Origin of the sequence: Epilithonimonas lactis, assembly GCF_900110605.1 — a bacterium.
GTDB classification, from domain to species: Bacteria; Bacteroidota; Bacteroidia; order Flavobacteriales; family Weeksellaceae; genus Epilithonimonas; species Epilithonimonas lactis.
This window is the reverse complement of sequence record NZ_FOFI01000001.1, coordinates 773,488-798,919: the sequence shown is the minus strand read 5'-3', so window position 1 is coordinate 798,919 and position 25,432 is coordinate 773,488. Positions and strand designations below refer to the sequence as shown.

The window sequence follows — 25,432 nt, the reverse complement described above, 5'->3', positions numbered from 1 at the left end:
TGATAGTTCAAATTTCGGGAAATGTTTTTTTATGGCGGTAGAAAATACTTTGAAGTTTTTTAAAATTATTTTGCGGATGCAAGAATATTGTTTCCGGATGCTCCAATATAACTTCCGGATGCAAGAATATTGTTTCCGGATGCTCAAATATAACTTCCGGATGCAAGAATATTGTTTCCGGATGCTCAAATATAACTTCCGGATGCAAGAATATTTTTTCCGGATGCTCAAATATAACTTCCGGATGCAAGAATATTGTTTCCGGATGCTCCAATATAACTTCCGGATGCAGGAATATTGTTTACAGGAGCAAGAATATAAGTTACAGGTGCTCCAATATAAATTGCAGATGCAAGAAAATTGTTTACAGGTGGTCTAATATTAATAAGAAGCTACTTTATGCTATTAACAGGGCGCTTCTACGGAGCGTTGGTTCTTAGTGATCGATGTTTTTTTACCAACAGTGTTCCGCTCTGCGATTTATTATTAGCATTATATATTTATGAAATGTAAAACCAAAAAAAAGCCCGCAGTGAATTGCGGGCTCAAATAAATTTGATTTGATATGAAGAAAAAAGAAATTATAATCCTGCCCAACCAGAAGCCCAAGTAGGATTGGCTGTTCCGTTGCCAGCACCTACTGCATTGGCATTTTCTGAATAAGTCCCATCTGCTGCAGGTACTGGTAGAGAACCAGTGGCAGAAGCGATAGTGACAGCTTTTGTGGTCACATTGTCAAATTTGATGTTTGTGAATTTGTTTTTCCCATTAAGAAGCGTTACAGATTCATCGTGCTGAATTGTGATCGCTCTCTCCCATCCTGAGAATACGATATTGTCTAACGTTGCGCTAGTTCCCTCTCTGAAAATGTTTGTTCCTACACCTTCTGTATCACTAGTCGTAAAACCTATGAAAGTTGCATTTTTGATGGTCGGATTCGATCTTGGCTCTTTTGATCTGTTGTTTGCGTTGTTATCACCTTCGATCCCTCTGTTACCAACAGTAGCTCCCGTTCTTTTTGTGAAAACGTTTGTAGCAGTTCCGTTCCATCCCTCTGTCCAGTCAAAAGCATCATCATCATTGTTTACAGAAACAATGTTGCTAACATTCACTGTACCTCCGAAGAACTCGATACCATCATCTGCACCATCGATCACAGAAACACCGTCGATCTTGGTTCCGTTACCAACTCCGAAAAGAGAAAGGCCGTTGTACTCTTTGGAAGCGTTGAATCTTGCTCCAGCATATCTGATCTGCGTATATGTGATCGATCCACTGTTGTCATTAGCAATGTTACCACCGTAAGGCAAAGTTGCAACCTCTGACACGGCCGTTTCACCAGCGTTGATAGGTGCTTTACCACAGATTACGATACCACCCCAATCTGACTTCTTGGCTGTAGTAGAAGTGAAGATCACAGGATTGGCAGCTGTACCGTTTGAAAATATCTTACCACCTTGTGCTACTGCAAGATAAGTATTGGTTCCGCCTGTACAGTTGATTTTCGTACCTGCAGGAATTGTGATCTCTGCACCGTTGTTTACGATGACAGGTCCAGTCATAGTGTAAGTTACGTTTGCATCAAGAACCAACTTATCTCCAGAGTTAAGTGCAATTTTGAAATTGTTTGGGTCAATGTTTACATTGCTCGGGTTTGGTGTGATAGTCGTGTCATCATCAGAAGAACAAGAGTTGAAAACTGTAACTGTTGTAAGAGATAGTGTGCAAAGAACTAACGCACTTGAGATTAACTTTTTCATTGTAATTTACTTTTTTGTTTATTTATTATTTTTATTTAATTAGAATTTATAGCCTACGTTGACGCCGATGATCTGTCCTCTCTTGAAGTTATAGGTCTCTGAATTGAGTGAGTTTGACTGTACTCTTCTGATCTCTGGATTGAGTAGGTTTTTTAAGGAAATTCCAAAGTCGATGTTGTTCTGGAATCTGAATTTGGCTGTAAGATCCAGCATATTGACAGGCTTTTGCTCTATGTTACCAATTTGGTTTGTACTGATGGAATACAGATAACTTCCAACGTAGGAATATGAAGCCACCAGGTCCAACTCGTTTCCGCCATTCCACTTGTGGTTGAACCCAAGATTGGCATTGGCCACAAAATCTGCCGCACCTTGAAGTCTATCTTCTTTCACATCAAAACTAACCGCGAAAAGACTTGCCTGTGAAAGCGCATCATACGTGTCCTTTTTCACTTTCTCTCCATCCAATTCCGCTTTGGAATCCATGTAGGTCGCATTCACAAATGTGTAGAGTTTGGATCCATTACCAAAACTAAAAAGGTCTTTTCTCACCTCGGCTTCGATACCATAAACATAAGCCCAATCTCCTGCATTGAGGTAAGAGAAGTAAGGATCAGATGAATTGATAAAAGCTCTTGAGATCGGATTTTGAATATATTTTCCGAATGCTGATAATGAGACCACTTCTCCTGCTTTCGGGAAAAACTCCCACTTGAGGTCCACGTTATTATTATCAGAAGGATTGAGATAATAGTTCCCCTGCGTCGTTTCTGTGACATCTATGTAAATGTAAGGCGCCATCTCCTTTAGCTGTGGAAGCGTGTAGGTTCTGGAAGCGGCCAATCTTAGATTCTGCCTGTCATTGATGGCATATTTCAAGTTGAAAGCCGGCAGGAATTTGTTATACACTTTTTCGATCTCGGTGATTGGTGTGTAGAAGTTGACACTCCATTCCACAAATTGTCTTATACGATCGTACCTCACACCCAGCTGGGCCATAAACTTGTCCGAGAATTTGTAATCCACGTTTGCAAAACCTGAGTTGATATCCTGATCCCCATTGTAGATGATCGGTTGCAAAACATCTGCGGGACCAAAGTTACTCGTGATATCAAAGAATCCCTTGGCATAATTGTAGGCGTTGAAAACCGCATCTACATTATTAGGGTCTGTAATTCTGATCGGATTGGAATTGTCATTGTTCCATTTGAAGTCCATCTGCTTGGATAAGAATGATCTCTTTTTGAATCTCCCTTGATAACCGAAGGCCACTTTGGACTGGTCTTTCAAATTGTAGTTGAAAGTTAGGTTACCTGTATATTCCTTATCATCCAGATTATCATAATAACGGTTGTTGAGTCCCGCCTCTCTGGTTACAGAGTACGTGCCTTCTGCATCGTTGTTGCTGACTAAAGTATTGGTGATCCTGTCTGGCCTTTGGCTATTAAGATAGTTGTAACCCGCGATCCAGTTGATAGAGAATTTGTCCCCGAATTTGTGATCACCACCCAATTGATTGACCAATGTATTGGTTACCTTGTAATCTGCTCTTCTAACATAAGCACCACCTGTTTCCGCATAATCCCTGATCGCACCTTCGAAGATCTTGGCTTCCTGGTTGGTGGAATGGATATAGTTGGTGATCAACTTCAACTGGTGGTTTGGATTGATCCTGTAGAATAGATTTAATAATCCCGTTGAGTTTGTGTTATATGAATATTTTTGAACCTTGTCGAAATCTTTGAACATTGTTTCTTTCCCGAACTGTCCCTCTGATCCTTCACGGTATGTGAAATCATTATTGAAACCAGCATAAGCGTAAGTGTTAAGTCGACCTTGCGCTCCAATTTTAAAAGATTTTCCAGCTTGGATATTCATGCCTGAATTGATAGGCATCAACATCGATGGGCCAAAGGCATCTTTGAAATTCCAGCTCGTCTGATAGTTGTAGGCAGAAAGCGGATTTGCAGGTGCCTTCTGAACTTTGGTTCCGAAAAAGTTGGGACCGTCCTGCAGATAGAATTTATCTGTTTTGGAATTTTGAAGGTTGTAACCGCTATCCATTCCTAAAGTGATAAAACCTTTACCAGAATACTCTTTGGAGACGATGTTGATATTGGCACCTCCAAAATCTCCCATCAATCTTGGATTGAAAACCTTCTCCAGAGAGATGTAATCTATGATATCTGTTTTGAGTAATGATAGGTCGATGTTTTTGTTTTCGGGATCATCCGACGGAATTGGCAGGCCATTCATAGTGGTAGCGTTGTAGCGGTCCAACAAACCTCGAACCGAGATCGTGTTTCCGCCTTCCTGCTTTACAGTTCCGGTAGCTTTTGTAACAGCAGTGGCCACGTCGCCAATACCTTGCTTAGAAAGTTGGACCGCGCCCACTCTTTCTATGATCTCCGCAGATTTTCTTTGGGTGGAGATGAGATTTGATTCGCTCCCCTTTTTCGTGTTGCCGATGATCTTCACCTCATCGATCTTCTTCTCGCCTTTCAGCGTATCCTGTGTAGTTTGTGCCAACAACATTGTGGTTGACATACAAAGAAACAAAGCACTAATGCCTATTGTTTTTGCTTTCATTTTTTTCTTTCCTTTTTTCTTCGTTGCCAAAGAAATGCTTTGGAAAGCAATCCGAATGTATAAGAATTAACAACTATTTTTTAACATCCTGTTACGAAAATCAAGATTATGTTAAATCCAGGTTAACAGGTTAAGGCTATTTAAAAGTCTGTTCACCATTTGTTAAATTTGAAGCAGATAATTTTGACTGCAAAAAATCCTTAAACTATTTAAAGCACTAAAAATGAGTGGTTTGAATTTTTAAAAATATGTTAACATTCAGAAATTCCCGAAAATTGCAGTCGTTTGTGGTTTCCAAATGTTTTAAAAACTTTGCACTCCAGTTCAGTGACCATCAAAAATTCTATTTTCGGGAAGAGCCAAACAAAAAAAAGACACTTTAAAAAGCGTCTTTTTTTATTATAATTGGATCGTATCTCTATTTAATAATCATATTTATGAGAATAGTCTGACGTGGAGGTCACTGTGAAATTCTCGTCATTCGTCACCACTTTTCCATTCACCTCAGCTTTGAAACTCACTTTGAATGGAGGATTGTCAGCACCTGGATTCAGACATTGTGAGCTTGTGGTTACCAATCTCAAAGGCGTCGTACTTTCTATGACATAGGTTTTGGTGCTTCCTAGAAAATCATTTTTACCCAAAGAAATTGCGGTTTCGTTATTTTTTGTCACGCCATTCACTTTCCAAACCGTGTTGGAATTGTTTAGGTCTGCGCCTACGAAAACAAAGGAAACATAATCCTGATCCTCCACGTCCGTTGCAGTGACCGTGAATTTGATATTCTTACTATTCTCATTAGCATCATCATAATCGTCGTCATCATTAGAACACGACAATACCACCGACAAGGTGAGGATAGGTAACAATACCCAAACTAATTTCTTCAAATTTTTCATAATATTTTTGTTTGATTTAAAGTTCGAACAGCAACAATTTTTAAACCAAACATCATCCAAATACCGATTATGATTGATTTTTTAACAAATTAATTCGATTATTAATTCATTATCAACAATTTATAATTGCATTTTCCAACAATTCAAATTCTTATCAACACAGCATTTTTGAGTCTATATTTAAAAGGACAATCATCTTTCTATAATTAGTAAATTTGCAGCTGATCAGAATCAATACAATTTTCAATATGGATTTTACCAAAGCTCTAGAAACCTTGCAATCCGGCGGAACCATCCTTTACCCAACAGACACAATCTGGGGAATCGGCTGCGACGCTACCAATATAGAAGCCATCCAAAAGATCTTCGATATCAAAAAACGTGAAGCCAACAAATCACTCATCATCTTGGTCGAGTCCGAGAAACGGCTGCAAGATCTGGTAGATGTTCCGGAGATGGCTTGGCAAATAATGGACGTCAGCGAAAAACCCGTGACCATCGTCTATGAAAATCCAAAGAATCTCCCGACAGAACTGTTGGCAGAAGATGGAAGCATCGGAATCCGTTTGGTGAAAAATGATTTCTGCAAAAAGCTTATTACAAAACTCAACAAACCTTTGGTCTCCACCTCCGCAAACCTGAGCGGACAAAGATCACCTTTGAAGTTTTCTGATATTTCCGACGAGATCAAAGATTCGGTGGATTATATAGTAGAGGAATTTCACGACAAGGTTTCGGAATATCCCGGCTCGTCCGTTATCAAGATCTGGAACAACAGCCAGATCAAAATCCTTAGACAATAGCTCTATTCTCTGAGGATTTTCTTCATCGTAGATTTTCCTCCCTGGATAATTTCTATGAAATAAATGCCTTTCACGAGATGACCTAAATTATTTAAGGTGTAATTATTTTCTTTGATGTCACCTTCACTTTTAGTAAGGACATTTTTACCGGAAGCGTCATAAAAATTAACTTTTAATTTTTCATTTTTATTCAACCCCGAAATCTGAATTTTGTTTGTGAAAGGGTTTGGAGAAATAACTAATCCTTTCGGATGATCAGTTTCATTGCTTGATAGTTTTGGTTTCACAGTTACATTTAAGCTGTAATAAGGTGATGAAGCACAAGAATTTACTTTTCTGACTTTGATGATGTGGTCGCCTTCATCTTTCCAGTTTATTTTTATTTTGTAGAACTTGGTGGAAGGTTCAAAAGTCATAATACCTCCGGATTCCAAAGTCCACTCGGTCTCTGAAAATAAATCCTGCGCTATGAAATATTCTTCGTTTGAATTGACATCTACCTCGGTACTACCAAAGATTTTTGGAGCAGAATTTAATTCATAATTATGAATTTTTTCCATTTTGAAATCACTGTTCGCAATCACTACCTCTTCTGTATCTGAATTTAAATACACATTTCCGGTACAGATAAAACATGATTGTTGTTTCCAGGTTTTGCCTTTGTCTCGGGAATAATAATAAGTCCCGTCACTATAATAATTCGAATTTCCCGGATGGTACCAGAAGTCATCTTTTAAGATTTTTAAGCTGTTTGTATATATTGGATCGCCGGGAATAGTTCCATCAAATAAAGAATATTCTCTTGTGGTTAAATCTATTTTAAAGAATTTTTTCCCACCCGTCGATACGAATGCATAATTGGATCCGAACACGGTGAATTCTGATACATAGCCCATATCATTGCCATCATTATCAGGAATTGTAAGTACTTTCTCCCAGCTATCTCCTTGGTTTGTGGTTTTATATAATGAATAATCGTACACAGTCGGGAACGACTGATATCTTCCCCACGTGTAAATCTCATCATTTTTTATGTACTTCATTCCATAAAAAGAAAAATTTGGTATTACCGGTGCTTTTATCTGTTTCCAGACGACGCCTTTATTAAAACTTATGGCCCCACCATTATAATTGTTTGAGTAAAAGAGCGTATTCTCATCTATTTGAATGATGTAATTTGAGGAAAAATTAAAATTTTGCGGAACATTCATCTGTCTCTTTGTCCAGGTAATGCCTTTATCCAGTGATTCATTGAAAAAATATTTTGGAGGCGTCTGCAAATTATTTACGATATCTGTCTGTGTAAAACCGTAGCTTAAATAATTGTCTTTAATACTGATAACACTCACATTTCCCACCCAAGGTCCTGAATCATAACTATATTCTTTTCTAATTTCTTTCCAACTCAAACCGCTGTCATTCGAAACATATAGTAAGTAAGAAGAATCAAACGTGCCGTGATATCCAATCTTACTCATAAACATGTTTTGTCCGTCATTCACAATTTTGTAATTATCGCCATAAGATGCGCTTACATCCAAGATGGTCTCCCAACTTTGTCCTCCGTTATTTGTTTTCACTACTTTTTTTCCGGAATTTCCTGTAGATGCAATGAATGATAAAATGATGTTATCATCATCAAGTACATCTATTGCGAACATAGTTTGGTAACCGTAATCTTTGGAGTCTATATCAACTATCGGTTTCTGTGTTATTGTCTTAGTATCAAAATTATATCTAAGTAAATTTTGATTACTTAGTCCATACAAAATTCGGTCTTTAACCACTATTTTATAAGATAAATAGATATTATTCGGATATTGTAGTTCAGGTATATTCTGAAAAGTTTGCCCCAAATCTTTGGATGTATAAATATTCCCGCCTAGGGAAATTACCAGAGTATTGTCATCCAAAGCTTCCAAACTATTAATAACGCCGATATTATTGAAATCAGAATATCCCTTTACCTCTTTCCAATTTTTTCCGCCATCTAATGTTCTGTACAAATAGTACCGATTATATAGAAAACCAATATCTTCATTTAGAAATTTTATTTGCGCTGCAGAAACATCATCACTGAAAACAGAATTGATATTGGACTCCACTTTTTTCCATTTTTTTCCGCCGTTCGTCGTCTTATAAAATATTCTGCTGAAGTAATTGGGTTCAAAATATTTGTAATCTCCGAAAATATATCCCACGCTATCATTTACAAAATCTACAGACTGCAGATACTCATCACCATTAAATGCTAAAGACTGGCTGTCCCAGGTGACACCTTTATTTGTAGTTTTTAATATTTTCCCGTGAAAACCTACCAAGATAGCGGTAGAGTCATTGATCTTTTCAGAATCATAAAGCTGATAATATCTATTTTCTATTGGATAAGGTAACAGATTCCATTTTCCACCTTCATTTTCGGTATTCAGAACAGTTGTACCTCCCATTCCTACGATGTGATTCTTATCAAAAAAAGTAAGATTGTACATTGGATCTGTCAGCATTTGGGGAAATTGCTGGCATTGGGAAAATAAAATCTGTGAAAATAAAAGTAAAAAGAGAAGATAGTTTTTTTTCATGGCTAATTTTTTACAAAACTAATTTTTTTTTAATGACAAAAAGAATAGCCAGAGAGATATATAAAAATTAATTAATGAGCACTTTAAAAACCAGCGGATGACCTCTCGCAAGATCATCCGCCGGAAAAATAAACTATGAAAAAAAACTACTTTTTGTATTTACTCTTATCGCAAAAGAAATACCGAAAGATTTTTGCGGACAGAATTTCTCGATTTCAGATTTCGACCTCAAATTAAAAGTCAAAATGTCCTGATTCATAACAGTTTGGGCGTATCTCCCAATTTTTCCCAAAGCTAAGGCCCACGCAAAAAATAGGGAGACCGCGCTATCCGCTATTATCTTTCTTATGGGCTGGCAAGCCCATAAGAAAGGATAACCGCTACTATCGCTTACGCAGCTTCGCATAGTAGGAACTTTTCCCAAAAGAATTATCTTTGCCCATTATCATAATTGATAAACGATTAATGATCACAATGACCTAATATTTTATTTTCCGATGATTATCAACTTAGCTCAAAATAAAAACCTCAAACTTTTCAAAATCATTTCTGAAGTCGCTTCCAGAAACGGACAAACCGTTTACGCTGTTGGCGGATTCGTTCGTGATTTGATAATGAAAAGAAAAGCCTCTACAGATATAGATTTCGTCACAGAATCCAGCGGAATCGAATTAGCAGAAAGAATCGCTAAAGAGATCGACCCAAAAACCAAGGTCGCCGTTTTCAAAACCTATGGAACAGCGATGTTCAGATACAAGGATTTGGAACTGGAATTTGTTGGCGCGCGAAAAGAAAGCTATAGCGAGGATTCGAGAAAACCATCCGTAGAAATTGGAACCATTGAGGATGACCAGAAACGCAGAGATTTTACCATCAATGCAATGGCGATTTCATTGAACAAAGAAAATTTTGGCGAACTCATCGACCCTTTTGACGGACTTCAGGATTTGAACAAAAAAATCCTGAGAACGCCACTAGAACCGCATCAAACCTATTCCGACGATCCACTCAGAATGATGCGGGCCATTCGTTTTGCGACAACTTTGGATTTCAAAATCGAAGAAAATTCTTTGAAAGCCATCAAAGACGAAGCGGAGCGAATGAAAATTGTCTCTATGGAAAGAATTATGGTGGAATTCAACAAAATAATGCTTTCCGACAGACCTTCAAAAGGTTTGAAATTGCTAGAAGAAACTTCACTTCTAAAATACATTCTCCCAGAACTTACCGCACTAAAAGGCATCGAAGATATAGACGGACAAACGCATAAAGATAATTTCTATCACACTTTAGCAGTCGTAGATAATATTTCTGAAAACACAGATAAACTTTGGTTGCGTTGGTCAGCGCTACTCCACGACATCGGGAAAGCACCAACGAAAAAGTTTGTCGAAGGAATCGGCTGGACTTTTCACGGTCACGAATTTCTAGGCTCGAAGATGACAAAATCGATTTTCAAACGGTTGAAACTTCCACTTGGACAGGAACAAAAATATGTGGAAAAACTCGTGAGAATGCACGCCAGACCAATTGCGCTGATAACCGATGACGCTTCGGATTCTGCGTTGCGACGTTTGCTTTTCGATTCCGGAGAAGATTTGGAAGACTTGTTCACACTTTGTAAGTCCGACATCACGACCAAGAATTATTCTAAGCAAGCCAAATTCAAAAAGAATTTTGAATACGTTGCACATAAAATCAAAGAAGTTGAGGAAAAAGACCAGGTTCGAAACTTTCAACCGCCAATTTCTGGGGAAGAAATTATGGAACTTTTTGGTTTGAATCCTGGCAGAGAAATCGGAATTCTAAAAGAAAAAGTGAAGGAAGCAATTCTGGAAGGCGAAATTCAAAATGACAAGGTTGAAGCCAGAGAATTTGTAATCAATGAAGCTGAGAAATTGGGATTGACTTTAATAAAATAATTGATGAAGAAAATATTTTTACTCCTTATATTACTGTGTAGTTTTCAAACATTGTTTTCTCAAAAAAAAGCTTTGACAGCTGTAATTGGAAAATCAAATTCGCGACTTTTGTATTACGAAATTCAAATCAATGACGTTCATTTCCAAATCAGTGAAGCTGGAGATTATCTGGGATTTTATCTCGAAAATAGCGAGGGAAATTTCACTTATTATGATGACTTCAAAAATGATGGAACGTTCGGAAAACTTAAAACACAAGGCACGAAAAAAATAATCTATTGGGATGATTATAATTTTGATGGTGTAAAATATGGCAAGCCCAAGTCTATCGCAGATATTGACCTGGATTATTGGCGAGATGAAACTTTTGATAGAATTAAATTCAAAAAACTGAAAAATATTGGTACGATTAAAATCGACTATTTTGATGATGAATTTTCTGATAAACACAATTATGGGAAAATCAGAAAAATAGGAAACATCGTTGTCTCTTACAGAGATAATTTCGTTTTTGATGCCAATAAATACGAGCAAATCAAACAAATCGGAAATACGACCTTTGAATATTGGGATGACACTTTTGATAAATCTACAAGTGGAAAATTGAAATCTATCAATGGGAAAAATCCGAACGTTAAAATCACTTTAAAATAAATGGACAAAGCATCTCTCCTTACTTTGACAAGAGAAAAACTCTCCGAAAAAATCGAGAATTTCGAGAAACTGATTTCAGAAACCCGCGCATCAAGCAACGATACCAAAAGCTCGATGGGCGACAAATATGAAACGGGAAGAGAAATGCTGCAGCAGGAAATCAACAACCTGCAAGTTCAGCTGAATGAGATTTTGAAACAAAAGGATTTCCTCAAAGCTGTTTTGCCCAAACCAAATGACAAAGCTGAAAAAGGTGCCATTGTAAAAACTGAAAAAGGTTTGTTTTTCATTTCGGTTTCCTTAGGTGAGATTAAAATTGATAATGAGAAAATCATTTGTATTTCGCCGGAATCTCCTTTGGCAAAAGCGATGAATGGCAAACAGAAAGGTGATACTTTTTCTCTGAATAATATGAGCCAGAAGATTATTGAGATTGAATAATCACAAACTCTTTCCGCCAATATATTCCATCAACGCATCTTTGTAGTTTGGCGCAATCGCGATTTGCTCTTTTCCTATGACGATGTGATTTCTTTCGATGGCCTCAATTTTATCCAAACCGATGATGAAAGACCGATGGATTCTCATAAAATTGTCAGAAGGCAATTCTTCTTCCAGCTTTTTCAGGCTCATTAAAGTGAGAATTGGTTTTGGATTATCCTTTAAATGAATTTTGGCATAATCTTTCAAACCTTCGATGTAGAGGATTTCTGAAAAGTTGATTTTGATTTGCTTGTACTCTGATTTTATGAAGAAAAATTCCTGTTTTTTTTCTGGCTTTGATACTGAACCTGGTTGTTGTGATTCAAAATAATTCCTGGCTTTTGTGGCTGCACTCAGAAACTCATTGTAATCAAAAGGTTTCAACAGATAATCCAAAGCGTTGACTTTATAACCATCAATCGCATATTGGTCAAAGGCGGTTGTGAAAATGACTCTGCTGTTTTGCGGAACAAGTTTTGAAAATTCCAGACCAGATAAATCCGGCATTTGAATATCAAGGAAGAACAACTCGATGTCATTATCTTCTTCCAAAACCTGCATTGCCTCGATGGCGTTGTTGCATTTGGCTTTCAGTTCCAGAAACGGCGTTTTCAGGACATAACTTTCGATTAAGCTGAGAGCCATTGGTTCGTCGTCGGCGATGAGGCAGGTTATTTTCTTCATTATCTATGTTTTTTAGTTTATCCAAGTTAATGCTCTATCAACCACTTTCCATTTATCATTTTCCTTTTTAAGAATGTAGGCAATTCCTTTTCCAAAATAACCTTTAGAATGACAATTCAATTCAATGTAAGCGGTTTTATTATCCTTTGAAAAGAGAGGAATTTCAAATTCATAATATTGATAATAATTTCCATTATCTCTATCCTTTAAAATTTTAGAAAGTTGAGAATAATTATATTTTTCTTTTAGCTTATTGCTAATCTCTAAACTATCTGGATTGGTATTTTGAGACAGTAAATAAAGTGAATCATTTTTGCTGAAAACTCGTTCAGATTTGGAATTATATATTTCATCTAATTCTTTAGCATCTCTATTTGGAGGACTAATTATATTTTTATCAGGATTGGGAAGAACAACTTTTACCTTTTTTAGAAACTGCAAAATTTTGTTATTTTCAGGATTATTTTTCGAAACATTGAGGCTATCTGTTTCAATAACTGTTTTTATAATCGAGCTTATATCTTCGTTTCTTTCTTCAATATCAAATTTAGATTTTGAACAGCCAATCAAAATCAATAATAAAAATAATGGCAAAAGTTTTTTCATAGATTGAATCTTACTTCGTTTTCAATTTCACTTCCGCGATGTACATTCCGTCATTCAAACAGGAATGAAACTCGTGTTTTTCGGGATAAAGCAAGTTAAGTCTTTTTTGCAGATTTTCTACGCCAATTCCGGAACCGCTTTTGTCCGTATCGGTTTTTGGAAAATTGGAATTTGAAGCTGTGAAGTGAATTTCGTCTTCAATAATTTCCATTTTAAAACTAATATCCGAATGTTGCGTGGCAGAAACGCCGTGTTTAAAAGCGTTTTCAACAATCGAAATGAAAAGTAAAGGCGCAATTTCGAGATTGGGAATGCTTGTTGGAAAATTGGTGTAGACCTTGGTTTTATCATTCAATCGCACGGACATCAAATCGATATATTTATTCAGGAATTCGACTTCTTCGGAAAGGCTGATTTTATCAACATCGGTTTTGTACAGAAGATGACGCATCAGTTTGCTCAGGCTGTGAACACTCTGTTTTGCCTTCTCGGAATCAAAATCAATCAAGGAATAAATATTATTGAGAGAATTAAAGAAGAAGTGCGGCTGCAACTGGTACTTCAGATGTTTGAGTTCGGATTGCAGTTTGATATTATCGGCTTCGATTTTCATTTCTTCTGCTTTCTTCATTCTTTTGCTGGCGTTGATGGCGATTGAAAATGCAACAGGAATCAGATAAATCAGGAAGTCGAAAAAATACCGTATTCCATCTGGTGGCCGTCTGCCGAACATTCTTGGCTTTTGTGGTTCCAGCCATTCGAAAATTTGACTTTTAATGAAAATCAAAAAAATCAGAAGCGCGGCGTTTGAGACGTAAAACCAAATTTTCTTGCCATCAAAAAGCCATTTTACGAGAACGAAATTATTGACATAAAATATGATAGCAAGGAAAACCAACTGCAACCAAAAATGCCTGAAAATCCCGCTCCAATCGGTCGCCGAACCAATGGTAAATGCCGCAGGAAGAAAAAACAAAACCAGCCAAATCAAAAGATGAAGGCTGATTTCGAGGTTTTTATTTTTGATTTTTATCATTTATATATTATGGACTTGAAATGATTTATAATTTCAAGTCTTTTTTAAAATTTGAATTTGTTTAAGTTCCTGAAAATATTGGTTTTGTGAAAATTTTCAAGCAGTGAATTTAAGATTTTTTCCAGCATCGTTCATTCATTTTAATTTAACTTCTCTAAAGATTCAGACGATTTATCTGAAATTATTAACAAGCTATTTTTAATAAAAACTTTTTACAAAACCGCTTCTTCATTGTCTTTTCATTTTCGCTCTTCATCGCAGCTGCATTTGGTTTTGCAAAAAGTTCACTTCATTAATTCATCATCATTGGGATTTTTTAAAATATTCTTGAACAAGTTTAATTAATGTCCTTTAGTTGCTTCATCAAAAATTCTGCAATAGTTTCCGCCTCCTATTTTTCCAATTTCCTTTTCATTGAAACCAGCTTTCAATAAGGCTTCAACAATACTGTAGTAGAATCCACGCTTCTGATTTTCCCAATTGGTATTGGTGGTTTTTTCTGTGTGTTGTTTATTTTCTTGCTTGCGATTATTATCAGTATTGACATTTCCTTCCGACTTTGGTTTTGCCTGATTTTGTCCCCAATTGTCGTTTGGTGAATGGTAAGCCGGCGTCATCTTCGTATCTGTACCAATGGCCACGTGGTCTATCCCAACGATGTCTACCATTGCTTTTATGTTAGCGGCAAACTCTGTCGGTGATTCGGCGAGGTGTGTCCAGACGCCAATCACGCCACCTTTTTCTGCAACGATTTTCGCTTGTGCTTCACTGATTAATCTTGGCCGCATCATTTTGGACATCAATTCATTATTCCCCAAACGTGTGTTGAGTCCGGTGTGAGAGACAAGAACTGGTTTTGTAGCTATCTTGAGTGCGCCGTTGATGGTATTGTCATCGCAATGTGAAAGGTCTACCAAAATGCCGAGCCGTTCACATTCTTTCACGACGTCTGCACCAAAAGTCGTCAGTCCGCCCCATTTTGGAGGATTGGTAAAAACATCGCCCAGTGGAACAGAAGCGTCATTGTCGTGCAGCAAACCCAAATGTCTCAAACCACGCTTGTAAGCCACTTCCAAACGTTCAATTTTGCCTTCTAAAAAATGACCGCCTTCCACGGATTGAATGACGATGGGTTTCTTTGATTTTTTAGCCGCTTGCAGGTCGGCTAGATTCAAAGCTCTTTTCATCGCGTTGCTTTCCAAGACATTGTCCATTGCTGTAAGGCCGTTTAAAAATCTTTCGTAAGCTTCGCCTTCTCTGGTCAGCTTCTGATAATCTACCGCAAAAGTCATCACCATACCGGACAATCCTGACTTTTTGATTTCTCCCATCAGGTCGAGTTTTGGACCGGGAAGTTCTGCCAGATTCAGTGGAACATCAATATGATTGTGGGTGTCAATTCCGAATGTTCTGGCCACTATCTTCGCAACTTCGTCCTCCGAGTTGTTTGCGAAAGTCCAGGAAGAAAAAGGATTGATGAGAACAAATGCGCCTGCGCCACCCATTGTAAATATGAATTTTCGTCTTGACCAGTTATTTTGAGTGTATTCCATTTTTTATAAAAGTTTTTTAATGGTATAAATTTAAGCTAAAAGATATCAGTGAATCTTTCGCAGCCCGACTTGAACGGAGCTCATTTTTTGCGTGGGTTTAGCGTCGGCAAAAATAGCGGGAGTGGAAGGCGGAAAAGCTGCCCAAATCTATAAATGCTTTCTTATGTCGTCAATTATTCTTTTGATATTAAAAAATTATTAAGGATTTCCTTTTCTGTTATATGAATCAAAATTGCGTCGGAGAAAATTTAAAATCAAATCTAATAGACAAGCAAAGGATTTTCATAGACGAATACAAAGATTGTATCGATGGAAAATTTCGCCATTGATTCATAATGAATCATTTATGAAATTATTAACTTTTGTAGATTGCGATTTGCATATTTATTGTTGCATGTGATTCATAATTAAACAATTCAGTTATTATGAAAATTCTTGACAATAAAGTAGCTTTGGTTACAGGTGCAGGTTCCGGAATCGGGCTTGCCATCGCAAAATTATACGCAAAAGAAGGTGCAAAAGTAATTGTATCAGACATCAATGAAGAACACGGAAAATCAGCCGTTGAAGACATAAAGTCAACTGGCGGAGAAGCGACTTTCGTAAAAGCCGACACATCAAATCCGGAACAGGTTGAAGCCTTGATAAAAGCAACCGTTGACGCTTATGGCAGATTGGACATTGCCTGCAACAATGCGGGAATTGGCGGTGAACAAGCCACAACAGGAGATTACAGCATAGACAGTTGGAAAAAAGTTCTGAATGTAAATCTTGATGGCGTTTTCTATGGCTGCAAATATCAATTGAGTCAAATGGAGAAAAATGGTGGCGGCGTTATCGTCAACATCGCATCCATCCACGGAACGGTTGCTGCGCCACTTTCCTCAGCTTATACAACTTCTAAACACGCGGTTGTGGGTCTTACGAAAAACATTGGTGTTGAATATGGCCAAAAAAATATACGTTGCAATGCTGTTGGGCCAGCTTACATTGAAACGCCTTTGTTGGAAAGAGCAAGCGGCGATATGAAAGAAGCTTTGATTGCAAAACATCCGATGGGAAGATTAGGAAAATCGGAAGAAGTTGCGGAATTGGTTCTTTTTCTTAGTTCAGAAAAATCATCTTTTATGACTGGTGGCTATTATCTTGTAGATGGCGGTTACACGGCAGTTTAAGATTTCGAGGCATAAAAAAATTAAGGCATTCACAATTTGTGGATGCTTTTTTTCTATCACTAATATTTGTGTTTTTGAATGATTTTTAAATTAAAAATTCTTTATTTTGTACTCCTAATTATTAGCCTCAAAAATGCAAAACTACCTCGATTTACTTCAGCATATTATAGATAACGGAACCGATAAAACCGACAGAACCGGAACTGGAACCCGAAGCGTTTTCGGTTACCAATTGCGTTACGATTTGTCGAAAGGTTTTCCTTTGGTGACGACGAAAAAGGTACATTTGAAATCGATAATCTATGAATTGCTTTGGTTCATCAAAGGTGATACGAATACCAAATACCTGACGGACAACGGCGTTTCCATCTGGAACGAATGGGCTGATGAAAATGGAGATTTAGGTCCTGTTTATGGCGCACAATGGAGAAGTTGGAGCGGTGCTGACGGAAAAGTGGTTGACCAGTTCTCGGAAGTGATTGAGCAAATCAAAAAAAATCCGGATTCCAGACGATTGATTGTTTCCGCCTGGAATGTTGCAGAAATCCCGAATATGGCTTTGGCACCTTGTCACGCTTTATTTCAATTCTATGTAGCGGATGGGAAATTGTCACTTCAGTTATACCAGAGAAGTGCGGATGTTTTTCTGGGCGTTCCGTTCAATATTGCGAGTTATGCACTTTTGTTGATGATGGTGGCACAGGTTACCGGACTTGAAGTTGGCGATTACGTGCACACGTTTGGTGACGTTCATATTTACAACAATCATTTTGAACAGGTGAACAGACAGCTTTCCCGAGAAACCAGACCGTTACCAACAATGAAACTAAATCCTGAAATCAAAGATATTTTTGATTTTGATTTTGATGATTTCACTTTGGAAAATTATGACCCGCATCCGGGAATCAAGGCGCCGGTGGCGATATAAATTAGGCGGGAATTTCCCGCTTTTTTTGTAACATTTTCCTAAAAATCAACACTTATCTCTTTTAAAATAAATCAACGATATAATTTCATAAAATGAAGAAAATATTCATTGCTGCACTTTTTCTGGGTGCTATATTTAATTCAAATACCATCTTTGCTCAAACGGAAACTTCTGGTAGAAATCCAGTTTACAGAGCAACACATACCAAAGTTACAGAGCTAAAACATACCAAACTGAAAGTCAATTTTGATTATCAAAAAGAACAGATGAATGGTGAAGAATGGCTGACCGCAAGTCCTTATTTCTATGCGACAAACGAATTGACACTTGACGCCAAAGGAATGCTGATCCACGAAGTGGCTTTGGACAAAAACGGTTCCAAGTCGCCTTTGAAGTTTGATTATAAAAATGATGTCCTGAAAATCACGCTGGATAAAACTTATCAAAAAAATCAGGATTACACCGTTTACATCAAATATACAGCACGTCCAAATGAAGTGAAACAGGAAGGAAGCGCGGCTATCAATGATGCGAAAGGTCTTTATTTCATCAATGCACAAGGCAAGGACAAAGACAAGCCGACTCAAATCTGGACGCAAGGTGAAACCGAATCTTCATCTGCCTGGTTCCCAACCATCGATAAATCCAATCAAAAAACCACTCAGGAAATCTATATGACCGTTCCTGACCAATATGTGACACTTTCCAACGGTCTTCTAAAAGATTCCAAAAAAGAATCTGGAAACCTTAGAACAGACCATTGGGTGATGGACAAAAGACATTCTACCTACCTATTCTTTATGGGCGTGGGAGACTTCGCTGTGGTGAAAGACAAATGGAGAAACATCGACGTCGATTATTATGTGGAGAAAGAATATGAGCCTTACGCAAAACAAATTTTTGGATTGACGCCAGAGATGATGGAGTTCTATTCCAAAAGATTGGGCTACGATTATCCTTGGTCCAAATATGCACAGATCACAGGTAGAGACTATGTTTCTGGCGCTATGGAAAACACGACTGCCACACTTCATCAGGAATCTGCGCAGCAAAAACCTGGCGACCTCATCGATGAGAACAAATGGGAAAATACCATCGCGCACGAACTTTTCCACCATTGGTTTGGTGACTTGGTTACAGCTGAGAGTTGGAGCAATTTGACGGTCAATGAATCTTTCGCCAACTATTCAGAATATCTTTGGCAGGAGCATAAATATGGGAAAGACAATGCTGACCACCATTTGATGAGCGACCTTTCGGCCTACATTCACAATCCAGGCTTATTCAAAAAAGATCTGGTGAGATTTGATTATGCTTCCCGTGAAGATGTCTTCGATGCGATCACTTACAACAAAGGTGGCGGAATACTTCATATGTTGAGAAATTACCTTGGAGACGACGCTTTCTTCGCTGGTTTGACAGATTATCTTAAAACCAATGAGTATCAAAACGGAGAAGCGCATCAATTAAGATTATCCTTTGAGAAAGTGTCTGGGAAAGACCTGAACTGGTTCTTCAACCAATGGTATTTCGGTAGCGGGAATCCGAAGTTGAGCTACACATCTACCTATGAGCCTGTGAAAAAACAAGTGACGGTGGTCATCAACCAATCTCAGGAAACACCATTTGAATTTCCTCTAGCCATCGATGTTTATGACAACGGAAAACCAAAACGTACCAATGTTTGGGTGAATGCAAAGGCGAAGAATACCTTTACATTTGATTCCTCCAAAACGCCTGACCTTATCAACATCAATGCCGATGGAATCTTACTTTCCGAGATCACAGAAACCAAGACACCAGAGCAAAACTTATTACAGTTCACCAATTCAAAAGAATTCCTAAACAGATACAGAGCTTTATCATCCATCAAAGAAGCAGATGCTAAGAATCCGGCGGTCATCAAATTGTTGACGGCGGCACTTAAAGATCCTTTCTTCCGATTGAGAGAGCAGGCTCTGGAACAAATGGACCTTTCCAATGCGGACCAGGCAAAAGCTTTGACAGCAGAAGTTGAGAAATTAGCTTCCAATGACCCGAAAACCTTGGTTCAGGCGGCTGCTATTTCAGCTTTGACAAAGACCAAAAATGCAAAATACGCTTCACTATATGAGAAAGGGATGACGGCAGTTTCTAATGCTGTGAAAGGTGCATCACTGGCAGGAATTGCTGACCTCGACCCAACAAAAGTAGCGGCTTTGGCAGACAAGATCGACCTAGACAAAGCTTCGGAAGACCTTATCACAAAACTGCTTCCGATCATCGTCAAGAACAAAATTGAGAAACACATGCCAGCAATCGGGCAATCTGTGGCGTTCTACCCTTTCATCAAGTTCCAAGATCCTGTATTGGGAAAATCTGCTGAGGAAGGTTACAACTGGATCATGAGCTCCGACAATTTGAAAGCGACGGAGAAAGTGACCAAAGTATTGGTTCAGGCCAAATCCCAGATCCCGGACAATCCACAAGTGAAGATGATGATCGTACAAATGTTAAAAGATGGACTTGCCAAGAAAATGGAAGTCCTGAAAGCAAATCCAAACAGCCCGACCATCCACCAACAGGTAGATGCAATCAACAAAGCTTTGGAAGCTTATAAATAGAAGTTAGATGATGCATTTATTTCTAACATCATTTAAATAAGGCAACAAATAAAAAAAACCATCTCAAATGAGATGGTTTTTTTTATTTGTTTTTCAGCAGTCTCCTACTGTTTTATAATTCTTTCAAAGGGTCCCAAAAAAGTGTTTTAAAATCCTTGATCTTCCAATTTTCCTGTACGACCACATTTTCTTTTTCTAAACGCTCTCGGAATGCTGGCACCGATAATTTTCCTGAACTACTGATGACGCGATGTGCTGGAACATCTGCCGGACAACTGCCCATTGCATTGCCAACGTGGCGGGAATGATTGGGATAGCCAACCGCCTTTGCCACTGCGCCATAAGTGGAAACCCGTCCTTTTGGAATGAGTCTCGTGATCTCATAAACCTGTTGTTTGAAGAGGTCGTTCATTTTTTATTTAAAGTTAATCAAATTAATTTGACACTGACTTTTTCTATACACTGAATCTCTGCAGCCCGGCTTGAGTGGAAATCCTTTTTTGCAGCTGGAAAAGCGAAGGCAAAAAGATTGACTTCGTCGAACCACTTCGTTAGGTTTGGGAACGGAAGACGGATATAGCTGCCCAAAAAATATTAAAACTCTAGCAACTTGAACTTCAACTGAACACCGAAGTTATCATTGAATTTGGTGGTATTGTAATGTCCCACTCTGTAGAAAAACGCCAGATTGAACCTTGAACTTAGGAAGTTGTTGTATTCAAATCCGATTTCCTGATATAGATGATTTAGCGGGGAGAAGTTCTCTACGGTATGATACTCTGGATTCTTCAAATCACCAATGATACCTCTGGCAATGATGTCGAAACTACTCGTATTTTTTCCAAAACTTTTGAAATACCACGGAATACGGTGCGAAACATAATAGCCTGCAAATTTGTCATTGAAATATTTCCCAGACGTCATCGTCGCAAATCCTAGATAACTGGTTAAAGAGAAATTAGATAAGATTCCGGTTCCGCTGTTGGCATCCAGACCGCCCATCTCGAACAGGTGCCACATTGGTGCTTTCCCAACATAATAGCCACCATAAACTCGGGCCAATGTTGTTCCCCAAGAGCTGCGGAATTGGTGCGTAATCAAAGCATCGAATCTGCTGTAATTGAACTCACCGCCTAAGCTTTTGTAGCCTTGCTCATAATTAAGAAAAGCCTCTGGGAAGTTCTGTTCGTAGGTATATTTGCCGTAAGGCGTCATAATGTTTCTACTGTTTGGAGAAAACTTGATTGTCGCTGTAGAGCTAAAGTTCTCAAATTTTCTGGACATTCCCATAAACTCGTACGGAATCCCAGATTCCTCGTTCTGCTTTTTCCCGGAAACATCCAAGGTCAAAGAGTTCGTAAGGTCTACCTGATAGCCAAATCTGAAACCATCGTATTTGTAATATTTGTCATTTCGGATGGTCATTCCACTATTGTTGATGGCCATTTTCGCGCTCCAAAGATTTTGGCTGAATCGTCCGGAAGCTGCAACATCATTAAAATATTCAAAACGGAAAAATGAATTTCTTGCCAAGGTGGTTTTCACGTCCACACCTGCGCCATATTTGAAACCACGGTCTTTGAAACCATAAGCCAAATAAACATCAGGCGAAATGTATCTGTTGAATTTCTCATTCAATTTGAAACCGGCACCCAATCGGAAACCTTCATATCGGTTGTATCTGGTTTGTAAAGGATTGATATCTACCATTCCGACAGTAAATTTAGCTCTTAACAATCCCGTTAGAACCTTTACTTTTCTGTCCAAAGTGTATTTTTTTCCCAAACTGTCAATCTTCACATAGGTGAGCTTTTCCCTTGCAGAAAGGCTGTCTGTTCTGTATTGATTCAACAATGTTCCATCTGTATTTTCAACACTCATCGTATAACCATTAAATTGCGAAGGCTTCAGTTCCACAGGCGTTTTGAAGTCGAAATAATCCGCTTTCATATAGGCGTAGTTCCCAAATTTTTTGACACTTTCGAGTCTCACCTTTTTCTCTTCAGCCGTTTCGTTTTCCTTTTTCTGAACGGTATTGAATTCTGAAACGCCCATTTTTATTTTAAGATTTTCAGTCTTCAAAAACCATTTATCATTAATAGGTACCCAAACTGAGGTTATGTTTCCATCCGACTTCACTTTGCTGTTGCTGTCAATCTTTTTAATGGCGTAGGAATCTTTGTCGATGTACAGGTAACCGTTGTATTTCCTCCTGTTAATGGGAACTTTGTAATCCACTTGTCGGAATCTGATGACGTAGTTCATTCGCCCTTCGATTTCGATGGAATCTGTCAGGAAATACCTGTAAAGGCTTTTATTTTCCGGAAGAATCTCTCTTGGAATTTTATCTCTGTTGGACCTTAGAGCAAGCATTTCGTAAACCGGATTTTTTAAACCTGAGATTCTGTTATCAAGAATGTTAACTTTTTCGCCGTACTTTTTGGAATAAAGAAATTCCATCGCGCGTTCCCATAAAAACAATTTGCTGTCTTTGGCAACAGACATCATCTGCTCGCCTTCGATAGAATCTTTTTTGTCTTTTTCCTTTTTCGGAAGCAATCTGTTGGTCGCTCTGGAAAGCGAATCTTTCCTTGCCTCCACAAATCTCGAATAATCTTTGATGCTGTCTTCATCCAAATCGAATGACATTTTCTCATAGGATTTGTAGGAATATGAGTCCAAAGCATTCGGAGAATTGTCCTTGAATCTTTTAAAAGTTTGTTCGATGATTGCCAAGGCGCGCGGGTCACTTTCGTTGGAAAGCGTGACGCCTTGTATTTGATTTGATTTGATGTTATCGCGGTCCAGCGTCAGTTCCATCACTTTATCCACCACGACTTCATCGCCGATAAAGTTGTCTATCTCTACATCCACCTTTGGACATTTGGTCGTAAAAGTGACGATTCCCTTGTCATTGGTCCTGCCCAAAACTCTGCCGTTGCAAGAAACAGCCGCACCTTTGATGGGCTTTTGATTGTCCGACCTCGTAACGGTAAGTGTGCTTTGCGAATACAGCATCGAGAAGGAAATTGAGAAAAAAAGCAGGTAAAGCGATTTCATCATATTTTTAAATTATTTTTTTAAATTAGGTTTAACCTTAAGCTGTAGGCAATTTATCAGCCAAACATTTAAATTTATGAAAATAAAAAACATCTCACAGATAATATGAGATGTTTCGAATAGTTTATTGACAATTTTATTAATTCAGTTCGAAGTAATTGAGGTTAGCATTTCCAGCTTCGAAGTACAATCTTAACTTGTTTTCGCCTTTTACTAGAGCCACGTTATTTACAGAAACCGTTTTCCAGATTCCTTTGCCTGTCGGTGGTAATTTGATGGTTCCCAGGTCGTCACCATCTTCAGTTTTGATGACCAATTCAGAAGCTTGACTTGTTTCATTATTGTAGCGAATACTGGCTTTGTACTTTCTTGCCGCAGAACTTCTCACAGTATATTGCAGCCACTCGCCTTTTTCAGTTTTCCCGACGAAATATTTGTTGGTGATTTTATCTTTGCAAAGGTAAATATCAACGCCGTCGTTCCTCATTTTGTTTCCTGAGTTCCATTCCGTACGATTGCCGGTTGACACCCAAACATTTTGGAAATCATTGTCTGAATAAGCACTTCCGAATCTTCCCAAGTCATAGTCTGTTGCAAAGATTCTTCCCGGCGCAACGTGCTTTTTGTAAGGTTTTGTACTTTCATCATTCACTTGTCGAAACATCGCATCGATGACATCTTTTTTGACTTCCACATTTTCCATTTTGTAGTTGTCGGCGATTTTCATTAAGGTTTTTCTAGCAAATTCCTTCGTTGGTTTCTGTCCGCCATTTTTCCAATAGTTCAGTAATTTTTGATAATCTGGAGTGATTTTTACATTCGTCACGCCCGCAATATTATCAATCTTTTTCATTGGCCAATAAGCATAACCGATGTTGTTTTTCAATAATAACTGATTAAGTTCCGTAAACCAAACGTTGGAATTTTCCCCAGTCTCGCCCAACCAAACCGGAACATCCAGCTTTTGACGCATATCTACAATATTCTGAATAGATTCTGGCGCATTGGTCGTCCAATATTTGTGAAAACTCAAGACCAAGTTGTCGTCCCAAAGTTTCGGCAAACCGTTGTAATTATTTCCCCAACCATTTCCTTCAAGGATGATGATGTGGTTTTTGTCCACTTGTCTGATGGCGTCAGAAATATCTTTTTGAAGTTTCCAAAGCGGCGCATTGGACATCTCGTCGGTTCCGTTAGGATTTTTGCCAGTGAAGGGATAATTTGGTTCGTTGATAAGGTCGTAACCCGCAATCCATTCTTTGTCTTTGTAGCGTTCTGCAAGTTTTTTCCAGAGTGCGATGGTCTTTTTCTGATTCTCCTCGCTTTCCCAAAGATTCGGTTTTGATTTGTCGTTATCAGAGATATTCGCGTCGTTGCCTTGTCCGCCTGGCGCAGCGTGAAGGTCCAATATCAAATAGATTTTGTTGTTCTCGCACCATTGTAGAAGGTCGTCTGTCATTTTGAAACCTTCTTCCAACCAAGTATTTTCGCCTTTCACTTTTTCTTTCTCGATGGGCAACGTATAAAGGTCGTAATGCATCGGCAATCTGATGGAATTGAATCCCCATTTTGCCAAGGAATCGATGTCTTTTTTGGTGATTCCATTTTTGAGATAGGCTTTGTAAAATTCATTTTTGCCATCTTCACCTACGACTTCTTCAATCTTTTCTTTGATTTTGAATTGAGGTCCAGCAAAGTCATCGGTCTTCAGCATATAACCTTCCTGAAGCATCCAGCCGCCCAATCCGAGGCCTTTCAAATAAACATTCTCACCTTTTGAATCTACAATTTCCTGACCTTGAGTCTTTAAAAAACCTTGAGCTGTCCCGAATTGAGACAATAAAAGTGCAGAAAAAAATACAAGTCTCTTCATAATTTTGATTTTGATAAAGATAATATTATTTTTCTATCGGAAAAGGAATTTGGATAACTTTAAAATCCACAACACATTTTATTAAAAAAGGACTGCTACCTTTCAACCACAAAAGGCACAAAAGTTAAGTGCCTTATATTTGAGAACAACATAATAATCTCTTCAAATTTCTTTTTGCTCTTCTTAGAAAGAATTTTTTATCATTTTTTCTTTTGTGACTTTTGT

General features: G+C 38.1%; 19 protein-coding genes. 8 read left to right on the top strand and 11 right to left on the bottom strand.

The window, feature by feature from the left end:
• The first annotated feature begins 86 nt into the window (after positions 1–86).
• On the top strand, positions 87–440 hold the full coding sequence (locus BMW39_RS19700) for a hypothetical protein (protein WP_394332485.1): 354 nt from the start codon (positions 87–89) through the stop codon (positions 438–440).
• Between the two features lie 141 nt (positions 441–581).
• Here BMW39_RS19700 and BMW39_RS03715 read toward each other — a convergent pair whose 3' ends face one another.
• From BMW39_RS03715 to BMW39_RS03705, 3 genes are all read right to left on the bottom strand, one after another.
• Positions 582–1,760: a hypothetical protein gene (locus BMW39_RS03715; RefSeq protein ID WP_034977393.1), complete on the bottom strand. Its 1,179-nt coding sequence runs from the start codon at positions 1,758–1,760 to the stop codon at positions 582–584.
• A gap of 39 nt (positions 1,761–1,799) precedes the next feature.
• A complete protein-coding gene (locus BMW39_RS03710; RefSeq protein WP_131474347.1) occupies positions 1,800–4,349 on the bottom strand; it encodes a TonB-dependent receptor domain-containing protein in 2,550 nt (849 codons plus the stop codon).
• 422 nt (positions 4,350–4,771) lie between these two features.
• Positions 4,772–5,248, bottom strand: coding sequence for a hypothetical protein (locus BMW39_RS03705; RefSeq protein ID WP_034977390.1), 477 nt, complete (start codon positions 5,246–5,248; stop codon positions 4,772–4,774).
• A 248-nt stretch (positions 5,249–5,496) separates the two neighbouring features.
• Here BMW39_RS03705 and BMW39_RS03700 point away from each other — a divergent pair, with 248 nt between their 5' ends.
• Positions 5,497–6,051, top strand: a complete 555-nt coding sequence (locus BMW39_RS03700; RefSeq protein WP_034977976.1) for an L-threonylcarbamoyladenylate synthase — start codon at positions 5,497–5,499, stop codon at positions 6,049–6,051.
• A gap of 2 nt (positions 6,052–6,053) precedes the next feature.
• Here BMW39_RS03700 and BMW39_RS03695 read toward each other — a convergent pair whose 3' ends face one another.
• Positions 6,054–8,630, bottom strand: a complete 2,577-nt coding sequence (locus BMW39_RS03695) for a YCF48-related protein (RefSeq protein ID WP_083391874.1) — start codon at positions 8,628–8,630, stop codon at positions 6,054–6,056.
• Positions 8,631–9,127: 497 nt separating this feature from the next.
• Here BMW39_RS03695 and BMW39_RS03690 point away from each other — a divergent pair, with 497 nt between their 5' ends.
• From BMW39_RS03690 to BMW39_RS03680, 3 genes are read left to right on the top strand one after another with little or no spacing between them, the layout of a single operon-like run.
• On the top strand, positions 9,128–10,552 hold the full coding sequence (locus BMW39_RS03690) for a CCA tRNA nucleotidyltransferase (RefSeq protein WP_034977383.1): 1,425 nt from the start codon (positions 9,128–9,130) through the stop codon (positions 10,550–10,552).
• A gap of 3 nt (positions 10,553–10,555) precedes the next feature.
• Positions 10,556–11,206, top strand: coding sequence for a hypothetical protein (locus tag BMW39_RS03685; protein WP_131474346.1), 651 nt, complete (start codon positions 10,556–10,558; stop codon positions 11,204–11,206).
• Positions 11,207–11,647 (top strand): GreA/GreB family elongation factor, encoded by a 441-nt coding sequence (locus BMW39_RS03680; RefSeq protein ID WP_034977376.1) that lies wholly within the window; start codon positions 11,207–11,209, stop codon positions 11,645–11,647.
• Here the strand turns inward: BMW39_RS03680 and BMW39_RS03675 are convergent, their stop codons facing one another.
• The 4 genes from BMW39_RS03675 to BMW39_RS03660 all read right to left on the bottom strand — a co-directional run bounded on the left by BMW39_RS03675 (position 11,648) and on the right by BMW39_RS03660 (position 15,568).
• Entirely contained in the window at positions 11,648–12,373 is a 726-nt protein-coding gene (locus BMW39_RS03675) for a LytR/AlgR family response regulator transcription factor (RefSeq protein WP_034977373.1), read from the bottom strand. It abuts the gene before it with no gap.
• A gap of 12 nt (positions 12,374–12,385) precedes the next feature.
• Positions 12,386–12,979: a hypothetical protein gene (locus BMW39_RS03670; protein WP_034977370.1), complete on the bottom strand. Its 594-nt coding sequence runs from the start codon at positions 12,977–12,979 to the stop codon at positions 12,386–12,388.
• A 10-nt stretch (positions 12,980–12,989) separates the two neighbouring features.
• Positions 12,990–14,015, bottom strand: coding sequence for a sensor histidine kinase (locus BMW39_RS03665; RefSeq protein ID WP_034977367.1), 1,026 nt, complete (start codon positions 14,013–14,015; stop codon positions 12,990–12,992).
• A gap of 341 nt (positions 14,016–14,356) precedes the next feature.
• Positions 14,357–15,568 carry a dipeptidase gene (locus BMW39_RS03660; protein ID WP_034977365.1) on the bottom strand — a complete coding sequence of 404 codons (1,212 nt, stop codon included), beginning with the start codon at positions 15,566–15,568 and terminating at the stop codon, positions 14,357–14,359.
• 425 nt (positions 15,569–15,993) lie between these two features.
• On the opposite strand from BMW39_RS03660, the gene BMW39_RS03655 reads away from it, so the two are divergent.
• The 3 genes from BMW39_RS03655 to BMW39_RS03645 all read left to right on the top strand — a co-directional run bounded on the left by BMW39_RS03655 (position 15,994) and on the right by BMW39_RS03645 (position 20,274).
• Complete coding sequence (locus tag BMW39_RS03655) at positions 15,994–16,743, top strand: SDR family NAD(P)-dependent oxidoreductase (RefSeq protein WP_034977363.1); 750 nt, start codon at positions 15,994–15,996, stop codon at positions 16,741–16,743.
• Positions 16,744–16,876: 133 nt separating this feature from the next.
• Positions 16,877–17,671 carry a thymidylate synthase gene (locus BMW39_RS03650; RefSeq protein WP_034977360.1) on the top strand — a complete coding sequence of 265 codons (795 nt, stop codon included), beginning with the start codon at positions 16,877–16,879 and terminating at the stop codon, positions 17,669–17,671.
• 92 nt (positions 17,672–17,763) lie between these two features.
• The gene (locus BMW39_RS03645) at positions 17,764–20,274 is read left to right on the top strand and encodes a M1 family metallopeptidase (RefSeq protein WP_034977357.1); all 2,511 of its coding nucleotides are present in this window, start codon (positions 17,764–17,766) and stop codon (positions 20,272–20,274) included.
• Positions 20,275–20,386: 112 nt separating this feature from the next.
• On the opposite strand, the gene BMW39_RS03640 is transcribed toward BMW39_RS03645, so the two are convergent.
• From BMW39_RS03640 to BMW39_RS03630, 3 genes are all read right to left on the bottom strand, one after another.
• Positions 20,387–20,686: an MGMT family protein gene (locus tag BMW39_RS03640; RefSeq protein ID WP_034977353.1), complete on the bottom strand. Its 300-nt coding sequence runs from the start codon at positions 20,684–20,686 to the stop codon at positions 20,387–20,389.
• Positions 20,687–20,868: 182 nt separating this feature from the next.
• Entirely contained in the window at positions 20,869–23,337 is a 2,469-nt protein-coding gene (locus BMW39_RS03635) for a hypothetical protein (protein ID WP_051880000.1), read from the bottom strand.
• Positions 23,338–23,473: 136 nt separating this feature from the next.
• Positions 23,474–25,207, bottom strand: a complete 1,734-nt coding sequence (locus BMW39_RS03630; RefSeq protein WP_034977350.1) for a cellulase family glycosylhydrolase — start codon at positions 25,205–25,207, stop codon at positions 23,474–23,476.
• Positions 25,208–25,432 lie beyond the last annotated feature (225 nt).

What these genes read in the sequence shown, in the direction of transcription:
- BMW39_RS03715 (WP_034977393.1), bottom strand. Translation starts at nt 1,760, where the DNA reads ATGAAAAAGTTAATCTCAAGTGCGTTAGTTCTTTGCACACTATCTCTT.
- BMW39_RS03710 (WP_131474347.1), bottom strand. Translation starts at nt 4,349, where the DNA reads ATGAAAGCAAAAACAATAGGCATTAGTGCTTTGTTTCTTTGTATGTCA.
- BMW39_RS03705 (WP_034977390.1), bottom strand. Translation starts at nt 5,248, where the DNA reads ATGAAAAATTTGAAGAAATTAGTTTGGGTATTGTTACCTATCCTCACC.
- BMW39_RS03700 (WP_034977976.1), top strand. Translation starts at nt 5,497, where the DNA reads ATGGATTTTACCAAAGCTCTAGAAACCTTGCAATCCGGCGGAACCATC.
- BMW39_RS03695 (WP_083391874.1), bottom strand. Translation starts at nt 8,630, where the DNA reads ATGAAAAAAAACTATCTTCTCTTTTTACTTTTATTTTCACAGATTTTA.
- BMW39_RS03690 (WP_034977383.1), top strand. Translation starts at nt 9,128, where the DNA reads ATGATTATCAACTTAGCTCAAAATAAAAACCTCAAACTTTTCAAAATC.
- BMW39_RS03685 (WP_131474346.1), top strand. Translation starts at nt 10,556, where the DNA reads ATGAAGAAAATATTTTTACTCCTTATATTACTGTGTAGTTTTCAAACA.
- BMW39_RS03680 (WP_034977376.1), top strand. Translation starts at nt 11,207, where the DNA reads ATGGACAAAGCATCTCTCCTTACTTTGACAAGAGAAAAACTCTCCGAA.
- BMW39_RS03675 (WP_034977373.1), bottom strand. Translation starts at nt 12,373, where the DNA reads ATGAAGAAAATAACCTGCCTCATCGCCGACGACGAACCAATGGCTCTC.
- BMW39_RS03670 (WP_034977370.1), bottom strand. Translation starts at nt 12,979, where the DNA reads ATGAAAAAACTTTTGCCATTATTTTTATTATTGATTTTGATTGGCTGT.
- BMW39_RS03665 (WP_034977367.1), bottom strand. Translation starts at nt 14,015, where the DNA reads ATGATAAAAATCAAAAATAAAAACCTCGAAATCAGCCTTCATCTTTTG.
- BMW39_RS03660 (WP_034977365.1), bottom strand. Translation starts at nt 15,568, where the DNA reads ATGGAATACACTCAAAATAACTGGTCAAGACGAAAATTCATATTTACA.
- BMW39_RS03655 (WP_034977363.1), top strand. Translation starts at nt 15,994, where the DNA reads ATGAAAATTCTTGACAATAAAGTAGCTTTGGTTACAGGTGCAGGTTCC.
- BMW39_RS03650 (WP_034977360.1), top strand. Translation starts at nt 16,877, where the DNA reads ATGCAAAACTACCTCGATTTACTTCAGCATATTATAGATAACGGAACC.
- BMW39_RS03645 (WP_034977357.1), top strand. Translation starts at nt 17,764, where the DNA reads ATGAAGAAAATATTCATTGCTGCACTTTTTCTGGGTGCTATATTTAAT.
- BMW39_RS03640 (WP_034977353.1), bottom strand. Translation starts at nt 20,686, where the DNA reads ATGAACGACCTCTTCAAACAACAGGTTTATGAGATCACGAGACTCATT.
- BMW39_RS03635 (WP_051880000.1), bottom strand. Translation starts at nt 23,337, where the DNA reads ATGATGAAATCGCTTTACCTGCTTTTTTTCTCAATTTCCTTCTCGATG.
- BMW39_RS03630 (WP_034977350.1), bottom strand. Translation starts at nt 25,207, where the DNA reads ATGAAGAGACTTGTATTTTTTTCTGCACTTTTATTGTCTCAATTCGGG.